This window comes from Enterobacter cloacae complex sp. 2024EL-00214 (assembly GCF_043945575.1).
Classification (GTDB): Bacteria; Pseudomonadota; Gammaproteobacteria; order Enterobacterales; family Enterobacteriaceae; genus Enterobacter; species Enterobacter cloacae_P.
Genome location: NZ_JBIMRC010000011.1, coordinates 80,973 through 97,231 on the forward strand (window position 1 = coordinate 80,973; position 16,259 = coordinate 97,231).

The following is a 16,259-nucleotide window of genomic DNA, read 5'->3' on the forward strand; positions in this document are numbered from 1 at the left end:
GATAACCCTGGTTCGCTGGTGTTTTATTTTGTCGCGGTCTAAATTTTGACCGGTAACGCGCTAATCATCTGCACGCTACTCTAAATATCCTGACACGCCACTGGTTTTTCATCCAGTGTTTTTTACTGGCATTCCTGGCAACAACGAGTAAAATTACTCACCTGCCGCTTTTTACGTCATCAGGTTGTCGCCCATGAGTAAACCGTTCAAATTGAATTCTGCTTTCCGTCCTTCAGGCGATCAGCCTGAGGCGATCCGTCGTCTGGAGGAGGGGCTGGAAGATGGGCTGGCACACCAGACGCTGTTGGGGGTGACCGGTTCGGGTAAGACCTTTACCATCGCTAACGTGATTGCCGACCTGCAACGCCCCACAATGGTGCTTGCCCCGAACAAAACCCTGGCGGCACAGCTGTACGGAGAGATGAAAGAGTTTTTCCCGGATAACGCGGTGGAGTATTTCGTCTCCTACTATGATTACTACCAGCCTGAAGCCTATGTCCCGAGCTCTGACACTTTTATCGAAAAAGATGCTTCGGTGAACGAACACATTGAGCAGATGCGTCTGTCGGCGACAAAAGCGCTTCTGGAGCGCCGTGACGTGATCGTGGTGGCTTCAGTTTCTGCTATCTACGGTCTGGGCGATCCGGATCTTTACCTGAAGATGATGCTGCACCTGACTCAGGGGATGATCATCGATCAGCGCGCGATTGTGCGCCGTCTGGCGGAGCTGCAGTACGCCCGTAATGACCAGGCGTTCCAGCGCGGTACGTTCCGCGTGCGCGGTGAGGTTATCGATATCTTCCCGGCAGAATCGGACGATATTGCGCTGCGCGTTGAGTTGTTTGATGAAGAGGTTGAGCGCCTGTCGCTGTTCGACCCGCTGACCGGACATGTTGAGTCGGTTATTCAGCGCTTTACCATCTACCCAAAAACACACTACGTCACGCCACGCGAGCGTATTGTGCAGGCGATGGAAGAGATCAAAGACGAACTGGCCGATCGCCGTAAGGTGCTTCTGGCGAACAATAAGCTGCTGGAAGAACAGCGCTTAAGCCAGCGAACCCAGTTTGATCTGGAAATGATGAACGAGCTGGGTTACTGCTCCGGTATCGAGAACTACTCGCGCTTCCTCTCAGGACGCGGGCCGGGCGAGCCACCACCCACGTTGTTTGACTACCTTCCGGCAGATGGTTTGCTGGTGATTGATGAATCTCACGTGACGATCCCGCAGATCGGCGGGATGTATCGCGGTGACCGCGCCCGTAAAGAGACGCTGGTGGAGTACGGTTTCCGTCTACCGTCGGCGCTGGATAACCGTCCGCTGAAGTTTGAAGAGTTTGAGGCACTTGCCCCGCAAAGCATCTACGTTTCGGCAACGCCGGGCAGTTACGAGCTGGAGAAATCCGGTGATGAGGTGGTTGACCAGGTAGTGCGTCCGACAGGTTTACTTGACCCTGTGATTGAGGTGCGTCCGGTTGCCACGCAGGTTGACGACCTGCTGTCTGAAATCCGTATCCGTTCTGCCATCAACGAGCGCGTGCTGGTCACGACGCTGACCAAACGTATGGCGGAAGATCTGACCGAATATCTTGAAGAACATGGGGAGCGGGTGCGTTATCTGCACTCGGATATCGATACCGTAGAGCGTATGGAAATTATCCGCGACCTGCGTCTGGGCGAGTTTGACGTACTGGTGGGGATTAACCTTCTGCGAGAAGGCCTGGACATGCCGGAAGTGTCGCTGGTGGCGATTCTGGATGCCGACAAAGAGGGCTTCCTGCGTTCTGAACGTTCGTTGATCCAGACCATTGGCCGTGCCGCACGTAACATCAACGGTAAGGCGATTCTGTACGGTGACAAAATTACGCCGTCGATGGCGAAAGCGATTGGCGAAACGGAACGTCGTCGCGAGAAACAGCAGCGCTATAACGAAGAGCACGGGATCATCCCGCAGGGGCTGAACAAGAAGGTGGTGGATATTCTGGCACTGGGTCAGAACATTGCGAAGACCAAAGCGAAAGGGCGCGGTAAAGCGCGTTCTGTGGTTGAGCCAGATACCGTTGAGCTAACGCCGAAAGCGCTGCAGCAGAAAATTCACGAACTGGAAGGGCAGATGATGCAGCACGCGCAGAACCTGGAGTTCGAAGAGGCTGCGCAAATCCGTGACCAGCTGCATCAGTTGCGGGATCTGTTTATTGCTGCGTCCTGAGCCGTTTTTGCCCGGTGGCGCTGCGCTTACCGGGCCTACGGGATTAGCGTCTTTTGTAGCCCCGGTAAGCGCAGCGCCACCGGGGTTTTTTGTCAGCCCAGCGCCTGAATCGCCTTTTCCAGCGCTTCGCGCAGCAGATGGCGATCGTGGCGATACTGAATATCACTGGCTTCCAGCGGCTCCTGCACCACCACGCGGGCACTAATTCCTGACACATCCGCTTTCGGCCCGACCACCACCGCATCGATGATTTTTTTCCCGACGTACTGCTCCATGATGCCGAGCTTATCCGCAAGCGTCAGGCCTGCCGCCGCCGGGCTCAGTTCACGCCCTAAATTACCGATATAGACCACTGGTGCAGGGGTTCTGCGCAGCGCCTGGGCCAGCTCTTTGACCAGCAGAATGGGCATCAGGCTGGTATAAAAACTGCCCGGCCCAATCAGGATCAAATCCGCTTCGCCGATAGCATCAACGGCTTCGCGCGTCGCGGGCACGGCCGGATATGTCATAAGCTCTTTCGGCGGCAGGCAGAGCTGGTCGATATTTACTTCACCATAAACTTCATGGCCTTCCACGTCGATTGCCATCAAATCGACCGGTTGTTCAGACATCGGGATCAGGAATGCATCTACTTTAAGCAGATTTCGTATTAAATTGATGGCCTCAAGCGGGCGTACGCTCAGGTGATCCAGCGCCTTTAACATCAGATTTCCGAGGTTATGCCCGGAAAGTTCACCATTACCACCAAAACGGTACTCAAACATTGCCGAGGCGACGCTCGGTTCGGTGATTAACTGGTTAAGACAATTGCGCATATCACCCCAGGCGATCCCACCTTCGGCACGACGGATCCGTCCTGTAGATCCTCCGTTATCGGTCGTAGTGACTATCCCTGTTAACCTTGAGCCCAGTGAAGACAAAGAGGACATTACCCGTCCCAGACCGTGGCCTCCACCGAGAGCGACCACACGGTCAAGATCCGCAAAAGTGCGATTGCGCATACACATTCCTTATTACGTTCGAACAGCGTAACAGTACCCTAACTACCCCTAAAAGACGATGCTTCACCCGACGCAAAATGACGTATATCAATGCGAAAGTGCTGTTTTTGCGTATTCTGTAGCGAAAATGCACGATTACACCGCTATAAAGGTAATTATATAGCGAAAGGCGATAATGGCGAAGTGGTGATTTCCGCGCTACTATCGCCTTAACCACGTTTTCAAATTTGAAAACATACACTCTAGCCTTTGTGCCTGTGTCGAAAGATATGGCGCTCTGGCCGTGGCGGATTTGCCACCAGGGTACAGAAAGAAATGACTGTGCCTCCCGTATCTGGAAAGGTGTACATGGCTTCACAACTTACTGATGCTTTCGCGCGTAAGTTTTTCTACTTACGTCTGTCGATTACCGATGTGTGCAACTTCCGTTGCACCTACTGTCTGCCTGATGGCTACAAACCGGGCAGCGTCACCAATAACGGCTTTCTCTCCGTGGATGAAGTGCGCCGCGTCACGCGGGCGTTCTCTGAACTCGGCACGGAAAAGATCCGCCTGACCGGTGGTGAACCCTCTCTGCGTCGTGACTTCCCTGACATTATCGCGGCGGTGCGTGAAAACGAGCGTATCCGTCAAATTGCGGTGACCACCAATGGCTATCGCATGGCCCGTGATGTGGCGAACTGGCGCGATGCTGGCCTGACGGCGATTAACGTTAGCGTGGACAGCCTCGATGCCCGCCAGTTCCACGCCATTACCGGCCAGGACAAGTTCCGGCAGGTGATGGACGGTATTGACGCAGCGTTTGCTGCCGGTTTTGACAAGGTCAAAGTCAATACGGTGCTGATGCGCGATGTTAATCATCATCAACTGGACACCTTTCTGGCGTGGATCAAACCACGTCGCATTCAATTGCGTTTTATTGAGCTGATGGAAACCGGCGAGGGCAGTGAGCTGTTCCGTCGTCATCACATTTCCGGCATGGTGCTGCGCGACGAGTTGCTGAAGCGCGGCTGGATCCACCAGATCCGCCAGCGTAGCGACGGCCCGGCGCAGGTCTTTTGTCACCCTGATTACGAAGGGGAAATCGGGCTTATCATGCCGTATGAAAAAGACTTCTGCGCCAGCTGTAACCGCCTGCGCGTCTCCTCTGTCGGCAAGCTGCATCTTTGCTTGTTTGGCGATGGCGGCGTCGATCTGCGCGATCTGCTGGAAGATGATGCTCAACAGGACGCGCTTGAAGCGCGCATTTCCGAAGCGCTGACGCATAAAAAGCAAACTCACTTCCTGCATCAGGGCAACACCGGAATTACTCAGAACCTGTCATACATTGGCGGGTAATCAGGCTTAAGAAGGAATCATAAGATGAGTCAGGTAAGCGCAGAATTTATCCCGACACGTATTGCCATTCTGACCGTTTCCGACCGCCGTGGCGAAGAGGATGATACCTCCGGTCACTGGCTACGCGAGGCGGCACAGGAAGCAGGGCATAAAATCGTCGATAAAGCGATTGTGAAAGAGAACCGTTATGCTATTCGCGCCCAGGTTTCTCAGTGGATTGCGGGTGATGAGGTGCAGGTGGTGTTGATTACCGGCGGTACCGGGTTTACCGCGGGCGATCAGGCTCCTGAGGCGCTGATCCCGCTGTTCGACCGTGAAGTGGAAGGCTTTGGTGAAGTGTTCCGTATGCTCTCGTTTGAAGAGATTGGCACCTCCACGTTGCAGTCCCGTGCGGTGGCCGGTGTGGCAAACAACACGTTGATTTTCGCTATGCCTGGCTCCACCAAAGCCTGTCGCACCGCGTGGGATAACATTATCGCGCCGCAGCTGGATGCCCGCACCCGCCCGTGTAATTTCCACCCTCATTTAAAGAAATAAGTTATGTCGCAACTGACCCACATTAATGCCGCGGGTGAAGCCCATATGGTGGATGTCTCCGCCAAAGCGGAAACGGTACGTGAGGCACGCGCCGAAGCGTTTGTCACCATGCTGCCAGAGACGCTGGCGATGATTATCGACGGCAGCCACCACAAGGGCGATGTCTTTGCCACCGCCCGCATTGCCGGGATCCAGGCGGCGAAACGGACCTGGGACTTAATCCCGTTATGTCATCCGCTGATGCTGAGCAAGGTGGAGGTGAATCTTCAGGCGCAGCCAGAGCATAACCGGGTGCGCATTGAGTCGCTGTGTCGTTTAACCGGTAAAACCGGTGTTGAGATGGAAGCCCTGACTGCGGCGTCGGTTGCTGCGCTGACCATCTACGATATGTGCAAGGCCGTGCAGAAAGACATGGTGATTGGCCCGCTTCGCCTGCTGGCGAAAAGTGGCGGCAAATCCGGTGATTTTAAGGTGGACAGCCATGATTAAGGTTCTCTTTTTTGCGCAGGTACGCGAGCTGGTCAATACCGACAGCCTGACGCTCGATGCTCCCTTTGAAGATGTTGCCGCACTTCGCACGCATCTGGCCGCGCAAAGCGACCGCTGGGCGCTGGCGCTGGATGAAGGTAAGTTGCTGGCCGCGGTGAATCAGACGCTGGTCGAGTTTACCCATCCGCTCACGGCAGGGGATGAAGTCGCTTTCTTCCCGCCGGTCACAGGAGGCTGAAATGGCGGAAACCCGAATTCTGGTCGGCCACGCGCGTTTTAATGTCGGAACAGAATACAGCTGGCTGGCCGAACGTGATGAAGATGGTGCGGTTGTCACCTTCACCGGCAAAGTGCGTAACCACAACCTCGGCGACAGCGTGAAGGCACTGACGCTTGAGCACTATCCGGGCATGACGGAAAAATCGCTTGCGGAGATTGTCGGGCAGGCGCGCAGCCGCTGGCCGCTCGGACGGGTGACGGTTATCCACCGTATTGGTGAGATGTGGCCGGGTGAAGAGATTGTTTTTGTTGGGGTCACCAGCGCCCATCGCAGCAGCGCGTTCGCAGCAGGGGAATTCATTATGGATTACCTCAAGACCAAAGCACCATTCTGGAAGCGTGAAGCAACACCAGAGGGGGACCGCTGGGTTGAGTCGCGTGACAGCGACAAACAAGCGGCCGGCCGTTGGTAGTTGGTTTACGCAAATGTGTTAGTCTTAACGTGTGTGTCTACTTAATCAGGAGTGAATCATGGACCGATTTCCGCGTTCCGATTCGATAGTACAGCAGACCCGTAGCGGACTGCAGACGTATATGGCTCAGGTGTATGGCTGGATGACGGTCGGCTTACTGCTGACGGCGTTTATCGCGTGGTATGCGGCCAATACGCCTGAACTGATGATGTTTATCTTCTCCAGCAAAATCACCTTCTTTGGGCTGATTATTGCACAGCTGGCGCTGGTGTTTGTCCTGTCGGGAATGGTGCAGAAGCTCAGCGCCGGAATGGCAACCACGCTGTTTATGCTCTATTCGGCACTGACGGGGCTAACGCTCTCCAGCATTTTTATCGTCTATACCTACTCGTCCATCGCCAGTACGTTTGTGGTGACCGGTGGGATGTTTGGCGCGATGAGCCTGTGGGGTTACACCACCAAACGTGACCTGAGCGGTTTTGGCAGTATGCTGCTGATGGGGCTGATTGGGATTGTGCTGGCGTCGCTGGTTAACCTGTGGCTGAAGAGCGAAGCGCTGATGTGGGCCGTGACCTACATTGGGGTGCTGGTCTTCGTCGGGCTGACGGCATACGACACGCAGAAGCTGAAGAACATTGGCGAGCAGATTGACGTGCGCGACAGCTCAAACCTGCGCAAATACTCCATTCTGGGTGCGCTGACGCTGTATCTGGACTTCATCAACCTGTTCCTGATGCTGCTGCGTATTCTGGGCAACCGTCGCTAAGGTTGTTTTGCCGGGTGGCGGCTTCGCCACCCGACTTAAATCCCGTTGTAACGCCTTCTCATTCTTCTTCCGGCTCTTCAGTATCAAATAACCGTCAACATCAGGTTTTCTCTCCGTCTTCCACCTCTACGCGATCCTGAGTTTCCATTTTGGGCTGCACAGGGGGAGCCACACGTGCCAGCGTTGGTGTATGAGCGGGCAGCCAGCCCACCATCGCCGGGAAATGACGCAGGAAGTGGAACGCCAGCACGCTTTTTCCGAGATTCCACCAGGTGCGTTTCGGTACCATCGAGTCATCCACACGCACGCAGTCATTGTCGAGCAGACCCTGCAGGTTATCGCGCAGGGTCTGATTAAACTGGCGATCGTGAATGATCAGGTTGGCTTCCAGATTAAGGGATAAACTCAGCGGATCAAGATTACTGGAGCCGACGGTTGCCCAGTGATCGTCCATCAGCGCGACCTTGCCGTGCAGCGGTCGGCGGCGATATTCATAGATTTGTACGCCGCCTTTCACCAGATAGTTGTAGAGCAGGCGCGCACCGACCTTCACAATCGGTATATCCGGCTCACCCTGCACAATCAGTTTTACGCGTACGCCGCGTCGGGCGGCGTTACGCATGGCGTGAAGCAGGCGATAGCCGGGGAAGAAATAGGCATTGGCAATGATGACTTCATGCTTCGCCTTCGCCAGCATTTTCAGGTAGTGATGTTCGATATCGTTCCGGTGCTCAGCGTTATCCCGCCAGACAAACAGCGCCTGCGCTTCTCCGGGATGCCGGTTCTCTTCGGGGCGATGACGGCGTACCCACCAGTGGTGGGAGACCTCTTTACCCGACAGGTTTTCCAGTTCGAACAGTAAGATGTCCTGAACCACGGGGCCTTCAATTTGAATGGCGTAATCCTGTTTGGCCTCTGCTCCATAGTCGGACATATGTTCAGCGGAATAGTTAATGCCGCCGACGAACGCCATCGCTTCATCCACAACCACAATTTTGCGGTGCATCCGGCGAAAGAGGTTAGTGCGCATACCAAACAGGCGAGATCCAGGATCGTAGTAGCGGAACACCACGCCCGCCGAGGTGAGCGCGTTGACGAAATCATCGCTAAGATCCGGTGAACCATAGTCATCAAGTAATACGTCGATTTTGATACCACGCAGTGCAGCGCGCAACAGCACGGCATGCAACCGTCTCCCCACGTCGTCTTCGAACCAGATAAAGGTCTCGAGGATCACCTTCTCCCGCGCGCGGCTGATGGCATCAAAAACCGCCGGATAGTAGTTATCACCATTTTCCAGCAGCGTAATGCGGTTACCTTCCCGCCAGACGCATCTCATAGGTGGATCTCCACGCTGATAAAATGAAGCAGCAGTTAAATACGATGAAGCTATCATGAATGTTTATTGTCAGCACGTTACGCGAGAAAGCGGTATTTTATGGGCCATAAACGCCTTCCAGGATGACTATCCTGATGAAAATAAAGTGTAGTCGGCGTCACAAAAAGATGCGGTGTTACGGAATTTTCCGTAAAGTGCGGTAGTCTGAATAAGCAGAGAAATATTCTTCAGGAGAGAAGCCATGAAGTGGCAACAACGCGTTCGTGTCGCAACTGGCCTGAGTTGCTGGCAGATAATGTTGCATTTACTGGTCGTGGCCGTACTGGTGATGGGCTGGATGAGCGGCACGCTGGTGCGTGTTGGCCTGGGATTATGTGTGCTTTACGGCGTAACCGTGCTGTCGATGCTGTTCTTACAGCGTCACCATGAAGCACGCTGGCGCGAAGTGGGTGATGTGCTCGAAGAGCTCACCACCACCTGGTATTTTGGTGCGGCGATGATCGTTCTGTGGCTACTGTCACGCGTGCTGCAAAACAACCTGTTGCTGGCCCTGGCCGGTCTGGCCATTCTTGCAGGGCCTGCGGTTGTCTCTTTACTCACCAAAGAGAAAAAGCTACGCAATGTTTCGTCTAAACATCGCGTACGCCACTGACCCCGTCGTGGCCGCTATGACCAGTAGCGGCCACAAGCTTCCCCAGATAATGTCCAGACTCGCATCCTTCAGATAGATTTGCTTGGTGATGTCCGTAAAGTGACGAATCGGGTTTATCCACGTCAGATCCTGTAACCACACCGGCATGTTCTCAACCGGAGAGACATAACCTGAGAGCAAAATCGCCGGCATCATAAAGACGAACACGCCAATAAATGCCTGCTGCTGTGTCGAGCAAAGCGCCGAGATCAGCAAACCAAAACCAACCAGCGACAGCCCGTAAATCACCATCGTGCAGTAGAACAGCGCCAGCGATCCGGCAAACGGAATTTGGTATGCCCAGATCCCAACTCCCAGCACGATAGTGGCCTGGAAGGTGGCGACAATCAGCGCCGGAACCGCTTTGCCGACGAAAATCTGCCAGGTTGCCAGAGGGGAAACCAGAAGCTGGTCAAGCGTACCTTGCTCGCGCTCGCGGGCGACGGAAAGTGACGTGACAATCATCACCCCAATGGTGGTGATCATGGCGATCAGCGACGGCACCACAAACCACTTGTAATCCAGATTTGGGTTGTACCAGTTGCGCACTACCAGCTCGCTGTTATTGGGTTTGGTTTTACCTTCCATCAGCTCCTGCTGGTAATTTTTCACTATCTGTTGCAGGTAATTAGCCGCTATCTGGGCACTGTTAGAGTTACGCCCGTCGAGGATGAGTTGCATCGGTGCGCTCTGGAAGGTGTCCAGGTTGCGGGAGAAATCTGCCGGGAACCGGACCAGCAGCAACGCTTTTTGCGTGTCAATGGTGGGCTGGATCGCCTGCGGGCTTTTCAGCAACAGGATGTGGGTAAAAGCCTTCGCCCGGGCAAAACGCTGGGTCAGTTCGACAGAATGTTTGCCACTGTCTTCGTTGTAGATGGCAATGGTAGCGTTCGTCACCTCAAGCGTCGCGGCGAACGGGAACAGAAAAACCTGTATCAACACCGGCAAAACCAGAATGACACGGGTCTGCGGCTCGCGCAGCAGCGACTGTAGCTCTTTGCGGATCAATGTCCATAAACGGTGAAACATATTCGCTCCTTAATCCAGTCGCCGTTTGGTCTTCACCCACGTCAACCCAATGAACATCGTCGCCGAGGCCATCAGAAACAGGGTGTTGATAATCAGCACCAGCGGAATATTCCCCGCCAGGAACAGGCTTTGCAACGTACTCACAAAGTAACGCGCCGGAATAATGTACGTCACCGCGCGGATCACGGCGGGCATACTGTCTATCTGAAAGATAAACCCGGACAGCATAATCGACGGTAAAAAGGCGGCATTGAGCGCCACCTGGGCGGCGTTAAACTGGTTACGGGTCACGGTCGAGATGAGCAGCCCCATCCCCAGCGTGCTCAGCAGAAACAGGCTGGTGATGAAAAAGAGCAGCACCAGCGAGCCGCGATACGGCACACCGAGGATAAATACCGACACCAGCATGCAAAGCAGCATCGCCAGCATGCCGAGGAAGTAGTAGGGGATGAGTTTGCAGAGCAGCAGCTCTGCCCGCGTCACTTCAGTCGAGAGCAGCGCTTCCATTGTGCCGCGCTCCCACTCGCGGGCAATCACCAGCGAGGTGAGGATCGCGCCAATTACCGTCATGATGATGGTGACCGCGCCCGGAATAATAAAATGCTGGCTGATGGCGGCGGGGTTAAACCAGTAACGTGTCTGCACGTCGATCAGCGGTTCAAACGTTTCGCCTCTGTCCTCGGCTCGCTGCATTTGCCAGAGCTGCCAGATGCCTTCCACATAACCCTGCACGAAATTAGCCGTGTTTGGCTCGCTACCGTCGGTGATCACCTGAATGGGGGCGTCGGTATTCGCCCGCGCCATATTGGCGTCGAAATCTACCGGGATCACCACCAGCCCACGAATTTTCCCGGCCTGCATCTTCTGGATCAACGCCTGGCGATTGTCGCTGATGGTGGCGTCAATATAGGGGGATCCGGTCATGGCATGGGTGAAGTCCAGCGCTTCTTTGCTCTGCTGTTCCAGTAAAATGCCCACCCGCAGCTTGCTCGAATCAAGGTTGATCCCGTAGCCAAAGATAAACAGCAGCATCAGGGGGATCACCACGGCAATCAGCCAGCTACTGGGGTCACGCACAATCTGGCGTGTCTCTTTGACGCACAATGCGCGCACCCTGCGCCACGAAATAGCGTTACTGCGCATCGGTATGCTCCTTATCCCAGTCGTGGATGAGGGTGATAAATGCCTGCTCCATCGTTGGGTCGGGCTGGCTGTCGTCTGCGGCCTGCGTTTTGAGCGAGTCCGGTGTACCGTGGGCAATCAGTTTGCCGCGATAGACCAGCCCGATGCGGTCGCAGTATTCCGCTTCATCCATGAAGTGGGTAGTGACCATCACCGTCACCCCTTTTTCCACCATGCTGTTGATGTGCAACCAGAACTCGCGACGGGTGAGGGGATCCACGCCCGAGGTCGGCTCATCGAGAAACAGAATATCCGGTTCATGCATCAGCGAGCAGGCCAGCGCCAGCCGCTGTTTGAATCCAAGCGGCAGTTCGTCGGTGGCGTGGGACGCTATGTTCGACAGGCCAAAGGCCTCACACATGCGGCTGATTTTCTCGTTTTGCGCCCGTCCGCGCAGGCCGTAAACGCCGGAGAAAAAGCGCAGGTTTTGCTCGACCGTCAGGTTGCCGTACAGCGAGAATTTCTGCGCCATATAACCCAGATGCTGACGCGCTTTACCGGAGCTGACCTTCAGATCCATATCCAGCACCAGCGCTTTGCCAGAGGTGGGCACCAGCAGCCCACACATCATCTTAAAGGTGGTGGATTTTCCTGCCCCGTTTGGGCCGAGCAGGCCAAAAATCTCACCGCGCTTCACGGCGAAATTGACGTTATCGGTGGCAGCAAAATCGCCGAACTTCTTCGTGAGGGATTTCGCTTCGATCACCGTTTCACCGGGCGTACCGTCGACCGTATGCAGGATAGCGCCCAGTGGTGATTCCGATGTGCCCGCGCCGCCCAGCAGATCGATAAACGCATCTTCAAAGCGTGGCGCTGTCTCTTCAATGTCTATTTCCGGTATGCCCGGTGCGTGGCGAATATCCGCTGCCGTGGCCCCTTTTTTGAGGATCACGCGCACGGAGCGGCCCTGAATCATCCCGTCGCTGACCAGCGGTAGCCTGAGCACCCGCTGCAGCAGCTTGCGGTTGGACTCCTGCGGGCTGTGCAGCAGGAAGCTGCGTCCGGCCATGCTTTGCGTCAGCGTTGTGGGTTCACCCTGGTAGAGCAGTTCGCCTTCGTTCATCAGCAGCACGTCGCGGCATTGCTCGGCTTCATCGAGATAAGAGGTGCTCCAGAGGATCAGCATCCCGTCACCTGCCAGTTCATGCACCATCTGCCACAGCTCGCGGCGTGAAATCGGGTCGACACCCACGCCGGGTTCATCCAGCAGCAGCACCTTCGGCTCACCCACCAGCGTACAGGCCAGCCCCAGCTTCTGCTTCATCCCGCCAGAGAGCTTGCCTGCCAGCCGGCCAGTGAATGGGCCAAGTGAGGTAAATTCCAGCAGACGAGCGAAGGTTTTTTGCCGGGTTTCACCGGTAACGCTGCGCAGGTCGGCGTACAGATTCAGGTTTTCCATCACCGTCAGGTCTTCATACAGACCAAATTTTTGTGGCATATAACCCAGTATGGCGTGGAGCGCACTGTCGTCGTGGATGGGGTCGAGGCCGAGCACGCTGGCGCTGCCGTCATCGGGCTTCAGTAGCCCCGCCAGCATTCGCATCAGCGTGGTTTTGCCTGCACCATCCGGGCCGACCAGCCCGGTCACATAGCCTTTCTGGATGGTACAGTTCAGCGGGGCAACGGCCGGTTTATCCAGGCCCGCGAAGCGTTTTACCAGATTGTTGAGCTGGATAACCGTGTCATTCATGTCGTTTCCCGTCGTTGAATTTTACGGTTACCGGCATACCCTGGCGCAGGGCGTCGTCGGCATCGGTCACGATGATGCGCAGGCGGTACACCAGAGCGGTACGCAGATCCGGTGTTTCAACGGTTTTTGGCGTGAACTCGGCAGTCGGGGAGACAAACCCGACGATGCCGTGATACGGCTTGTCCGGGCGACCGTCGGTATAGAGCAGCAGCTCCCGGCCCGGCTGCACCTGGCCGAGGCTGGGTTCATCAATGTAGGCGCGTACCCACACCGGACGGGTCAGTGACAGTGTTAAGACGGTACTGCCCGCGCTTAACATGCTGCCTGGTTCCACGGCGCGGGTCATCAGCGTGCCGTCAGAGGGGGCAACCAGTGTGGTATCGTGCAGATCCAGTTCCGCCTGGGCCAGCTGAGCCTGTGCCTGTTCAAGGCTGGCTTTTGCCTGAGCAATATTCTGCGGGCGGTTACCGGTATGGTACTGGCTTAATTTATCCTGTGCGGATTTCAGTGTTGCCTGCGCCTGGTCGCGGGAGGAACGCGCATTTTCCAGGTCATTGGCTGAAATCGTGCGACTTTTCCACAACCCTTGCTGACGCGCATAGAAGTTCTGCGCATAGTCATAGGCCGCCTGTGCCTGTTTAACGGCTGCGGCGGCCTGGGCAATCTCTTCATCGCGATAGCCTGCCAGCATCAGGTCATACTGCGCCTGAGCGACAGACACCCCTGCCTTTGCCTGCATCAGCGCATTCTCGTATGGCGCTTTGTCCAGCATTCCCAGCATCTGCCCGCTTTTAATGGTATCGCCTTCGTCCACGGTGAGCGACGCCAGACGACCACCGACGCGGAAGCTCATGTTCACGGTACGAATATCGACATTGCCATACAGCGTCAGGCCTTTGTCCTGATGGCTTTGATACCACAGCCAGCCACCAACACCTGCGGCAAGCAGAACAACAACCACCAGAATGATGGCGACAGGTTTTTTCATGACTTCAGGCTCCTTTGCGTTAAGCCTTGCAGGATCAGATCGAGATGACAGGTGATGACCTGGCTAATCTGCGCGGCTTTATCCTCATCAAATTGTGTCCAGCCAGTACGTAGCAGGATAGTTTCCCGCCCCAGACGAAAGGCGAGCACTTCGCCCAGCAGGGCGTGGGTATGCAAGATGGTTTCTGTATCGTTGGCATCACGCCCGGTATAGGCCGCAATAAGCCGGGCCAGGTGGGTGTGCATCGGGGCAATGACCTGATCGTGAACCAGCTGATAGGCCGCAGTGGGGGAGAGCTGCTCACGGGAGATAAATTTACTCAGGTTCAGCGTATCGTCATGCGTCAACAGGCGGATCATATTGTGACAGGCATTGAGGATAAGCTGACGAATAGCGGCACGATCGGGTGACGGCTGACTGAACAGCCTGGAGGCCTCGTCAATGTGCGGGCGAAAATTCGTGCCGATAAAATCGGCGATCGACTGCGCGCAGGCGAGGTACAAATCCTCTTTTGAGCCAAAATAGTAAGTAATGGTCGCAATGTTCTGCCCGGCCTGCGCGGCGATATCACGCGTGGTGGCATGTAACCCATACTCACCAAACTGCGCCAGTGCGGCGGCGATAAGCTGGCTTTTGGCCTGTTCACCTTTAGAGGTGGTCGGGGTTATATTCATGACGGCATTAAAAATTAATCAATCGATTGATTAAGATTATGCCTTATTCGCAGTATCGTCGAGGGCGTGCTGAGGGATATTTTATGCGCCACGTCACAAAAGCTGCTACACTCCGCTGCTTCGCGACATTGTGGTTTTTGTCCTCTCCTTTATCGTTATATCTCCCTGAAAACTACACCTGTGACGGTCGGGGCGGTTCGGAGTTTTTATGTCTTTTGATTCCCTTGGCCTGAACCCGGAAATCCTGCGTGCAATTGCAGAGCAGGGTTACCTCGAGCCAACCCCGATCCAGAAGCAGGCGATCCCTGCCGTGCTGGAAGGCCGCGACCTGATGGCCAGTGCTCAGACCGGTACCGGTAAAACCGCAGGCTTTACTCTGCCGCTGTTAGAGCTGCTGGTAAAAAACCAGCCGCACGCGAAAGGCCGCCGTCCGGTTCGGGCGCTGATCCTCACGCCAACCCGTGAACTGGCCGCGCAAATTGGTGAGAACGTGCGTGAGTACAGCCGCTATCTCAACATTCGCTCGCTGGTGGTTTTCGGTGGGGTGAGCATCAACCCGCAGATGATGAAATTGCGTGGTGGTGTGGACGTGCTGGTGGCAACGCCGGGCCGTCTGCTGGATCTGGAACACCAAAACGCGGTGAAGCTGGATCAAATTGAAATTCTGGTGCTGGACGAAGCCGACCGCATGCTGGACATGGGCTTTATCCACGATATCCGCCGCGTGCTGGCTAAGCTGCCACCGCGTCGTCAGAACCTGTTGTTCTCTGCGACCTTCTCCGACGACATCAAGGCACTTGCTGAAAAGCTGCTGCACAACCCGCTGGAAATCGAAGTAGCGCGTCGTAACACCGCCTCTGAGCAGGTCACGCAGCACGTACACTTTGTTGATAAAAAGCGTAAGCGGGAACTGCTTTCCCAGATGATTGGCCAGGGTAACTGGCAGCAGGTGCTGGTCTTTACCCGTACCAAGCACGGTGCAAACCACCTGGCAGAGCAGCTGAACAAAGACGGCATTCGCAGTGCGGCGATCCACGGCAACAAGAGCCAGGGGGCACGTACCCGCGCGCTGGCTGATTTCAAATCCGGTGATATCCGCGTGCTGGTGGCCACCGACATTGCCGCGCGTGGCCTGGACATTGAAGAGCTGCCACACGTGGTGAACTATGAGCTGCCAAACGTGCCGGAAGATTACGTACACCGTATTGGTCGTACCGGCCGCGCGGCGGCCACCGGTGAAGCGCTCTCTCTGGTGTGTGTCGATGAACACAAACTGTTGCGCGACATTGAGCGTCTGCTGAAAAAAGAGATCCCGCGTATCGAAACCCCGGGCTATGAAGTGGATCCATCCATCAAAGCGGAGCCGATCCAGAACGGTCGTCAGGGCGGTGGTCGCGGTCAGGGTGGCGGCGGTCGTGGTCAGCAACCGCGTCGCTCTGAAGGTGGTGCGCCAAAATCATCCGCTAAACCTCCGCGTCGTAACAACGATGCTAAACCGGCGGGTGAAAACCCGTGGCGCAGTGGTGAAGGGAAACCGGCAGGGGAAGGGCAGCGCCGACGCCGCCCGCGTAAACCTGCTAACGCGCAGTAATCTGGAAGCCCGGCAGTAAAGCCGGGCTTTTCTTTTTGCGGCA

General features: G+C 55.6%; 16 protein-coding genes and 1 riboswitch. Of the genes, 9 read left to right on the forward strand and 7 right to left on the reverse strand.

Going from position 1 to position 16,259, the window contains the following annotated elements:
• The first annotated feature begins 193 nt into the window (after positions 1 to 193).
• A complete protein-coding gene (gene uvrB, locus ACHHZ6_RS13790; RefSeq protein WP_182919637.1) occupies positions 194 to 2,209 on the forward strand; it encodes an excinuclease ABC subunit UvrB in 2,016 nt (671 codons plus the stop codon).
• 92 nt (positions 2,210 to 2,301) lie between these two features.
• Here uvrB and yvcK read toward each other — a convergent pair whose 3' ends face one another.
• Positions 2,302 to 3,210: a uridine diphosphate-N-acetylglucosamine-binding protein YvcK gene (gene yvcK, locus ACHHZ6_RS13795; protein ID WP_182919638.1), complete on the reverse strand. Its 909-nt coding sequence runs from the start codon at positions 3,208 to 3,210 to the stop codon at positions 2,302 to 2,304.
• A gap of 226 nt (positions 3,211 to 3,436) precedes the next feature.
• Positions 3,437 to 3,571, forward strand: a riboswitch (molybdenum cofactor riboswitch).
• Here yvcK and moaA point away from each other — a divergent pair.
• The 6 genes from moaA to ACHHZ6_RS13825 all read left to right on the forward strand — a co-directional run bounded on the left by moaA (position 3,559) and on the right by ACHHZ6_RS13825 (position 7,032).
• On the forward strand, positions 3,559 to 4,548 hold the full coding sequence (gene moaA / locus ACHHZ6_RS13800) for a GTP 3',8-cyclase MoaA (protein WP_182919639.1): 990 nt from the start codon (positions 3,559 to 3,561) through the stop codon (positions 4,546 to 4,548). (Overlaps the previous riboswitch by 13 nt.)
• A gap of 24 nt (positions 4,549 to 4,572) precedes the next feature.
• Positions 4,573 to 5,085 (forward strand): molybdenum cofactor biosynthesis protein B, encoded by a 513-nt coding sequence (gene moaB, locus ACHHZ6_RS13805; RefSeq protein ID WP_182274199.1) that lies wholly within the window; start codon positions 4,573 to 4,575, stop codon positions 5,083 to 5,085.
• Between the two features lie 3 nt (positions 5,086 to 5,088).
• Positions 5,089 to 5,574: a cyclic pyranopterin monophosphate synthase MoaC gene (moaC, locus tag ACHHZ6_RS13810; RefSeq protein ID WP_182919641.1), complete on the forward strand. Its 486-nt coding sequence runs from the start codon at positions 5,089 to 5,091 to the stop codon at positions 5,572 to 5,574.
• On the forward strand, positions 5,567 to 5,812 hold the full coding sequence (moaD, locus tag ACHHZ6_RS13815; RefSeq protein WP_182274201.1) for a molybdopterin synthase sulfur carrier subunit: 246 nt from the start codon (positions 5,567 to 5,569) through the stop codon (positions 5,810 to 5,812). Before moaC ends, moaD begins: the two co-directional genes overlap by 8 nt.
• Position 5,813: 1 nt before the next feature.
• Positions 5,814 to 6,266: a molybdopterin synthase catalytic subunit MoaE gene (moaE, locus tag ACHHZ6_RS13820; protein ID WP_182274202.1), complete on the forward strand. Its 453-nt coding sequence runs from the start codon at positions 5,814 to 5,816 to the stop codon at positions 6,264 to 6,266.
• 58 nt (positions 6,267 to 6,324) lie between these two features.
• The gene (locus ACHHZ6_RS13825) at positions 6,325 to 7,032 is read left to right on the forward strand and encodes a Bax inhibitor-1/YccA family protein (RefSeq protein ID WP_182274203.1); all 708 of its coding nucleotides are present in this window, start codon (positions 6,325 to 6,327) and stop codon (positions 7,030 to 7,032) included.
• A gap of 100 nt (positions 7,033 to 7,132) precedes the next feature.
• On the opposite strand, the gene clsB is transcribed toward ACHHZ6_RS13825, so the two are convergent.
• Positions 7,133 to 8,371, reverse strand: a complete 1,239-nt coding sequence (clsB, locus tag ACHHZ6_RS13830; RefSeq protein WP_182919644.1) for a cardiolipin synthase ClsB — start codon at positions 8,369 to 8,371, stop codon at positions 7,133 to 7,135.
• 241 nt (positions 8,372 to 8,612) lie between these two features.
• Between clsB and ACHHZ6_RS13835 the strand changes: the two genes are divergently transcribed.
• Positions 8,613 to 9,023, forward strand: a complete 411-nt coding sequence (locus tag ACHHZ6_RS13835; RefSeq protein ID WP_182274205.1) for a YbhQ family protein — start codon at positions 8,613 to 8,615, stop codon at positions 9,021 to 9,023.
• Here the strand turns inward: ACHHZ6_RS13835 and ACHHZ6_RS13840 are convergent.
• The 5 genes from ACHHZ6_RS13840 to cecR are packed head-to-tail and all read right to left on the reverse strand — an operon-like array spanning position 8,985 to position 14,625.
• A complete protein-coding gene (locus ACHHZ6_RS13840; RefSeq protein ID WP_395122407.1) occupies positions 8,985 to 10,091 on the reverse strand; it encodes an ABC transporter permease in 1,107 nt (368 codons plus the stop codon). The two genes, ACHHZ6_RS13835 and ACHHZ6_RS13840, sit on opposite strands and share 39 nt — an antisense overlap.
• Before the next feature lie 9 nt (positions 10,092 to 10,100).
• Positions 10,101 to 11,234 (reverse strand): ABC transporter permease, encoded by a 1,134-nt coding sequence (locus ACHHZ6_RS13845; protein ID WP_182274207.1) that lies wholly within the window; start codon positions 11,232 to 11,234, stop codon positions 10,101 to 10,103.
• On the reverse strand, positions 11,224 to 12,963 hold the full coding sequence (locus ACHHZ6_RS13850; protein ID WP_395122408.1) for an ATP-binding cassette domain-containing protein: 1,740 nt from the start codon (positions 12,961 to 12,963) through the stop codon (positions 11,224 to 11,226). Before ACHHZ6_RS13850 ends, ACHHZ6_RS13845 begins: the two co-directional genes overlap by 11 nt.
• On the reverse strand, positions 12,956 to 13,951 hold the full coding sequence (gene hlyD, locus ACHHZ6_RS13855) for a secretion protein HlyD (protein WP_182919647.1): 996 nt from the start codon (positions 13,949 to 13,951) through the stop codon (positions 12,956 to 12,958). Before hlyD ends, ACHHZ6_RS13850 begins: the two co-directional genes overlap by 8 nt.
• Positions 13,948 to 14,625, reverse strand: coding sequence for a transcriptional regulator CecR (cecR, locus tag ACHHZ6_RS13860; RefSeq protein ID WP_395122410.1), 678 nt, complete (start codon positions 14,623 to 14,625; stop codon positions 13,948 to 13,950). Before cecR ends, hlyD begins: the two co-directional genes overlap by 4 nt.
• A 208-nt stretch (positions 14,626 to 14,833) precedes the next feature.
• Here cecR and rhlE point away from each other — a divergent pair, with 208 nt between their 5' ends.
• A complete protein-coding gene (rhlE, locus tag ACHHZ6_RS13865) occupies positions 14,834 to 16,216 on the forward strand; it encodes an ATP-dependent RNA helicase RhlE (RefSeq protein WP_182274211.1) in 1,383 nt (460 codons plus the stop codon).
• The last annotated feature ends 43 nt before the right edge of the window (positions 16,217 to 16,259 follow it).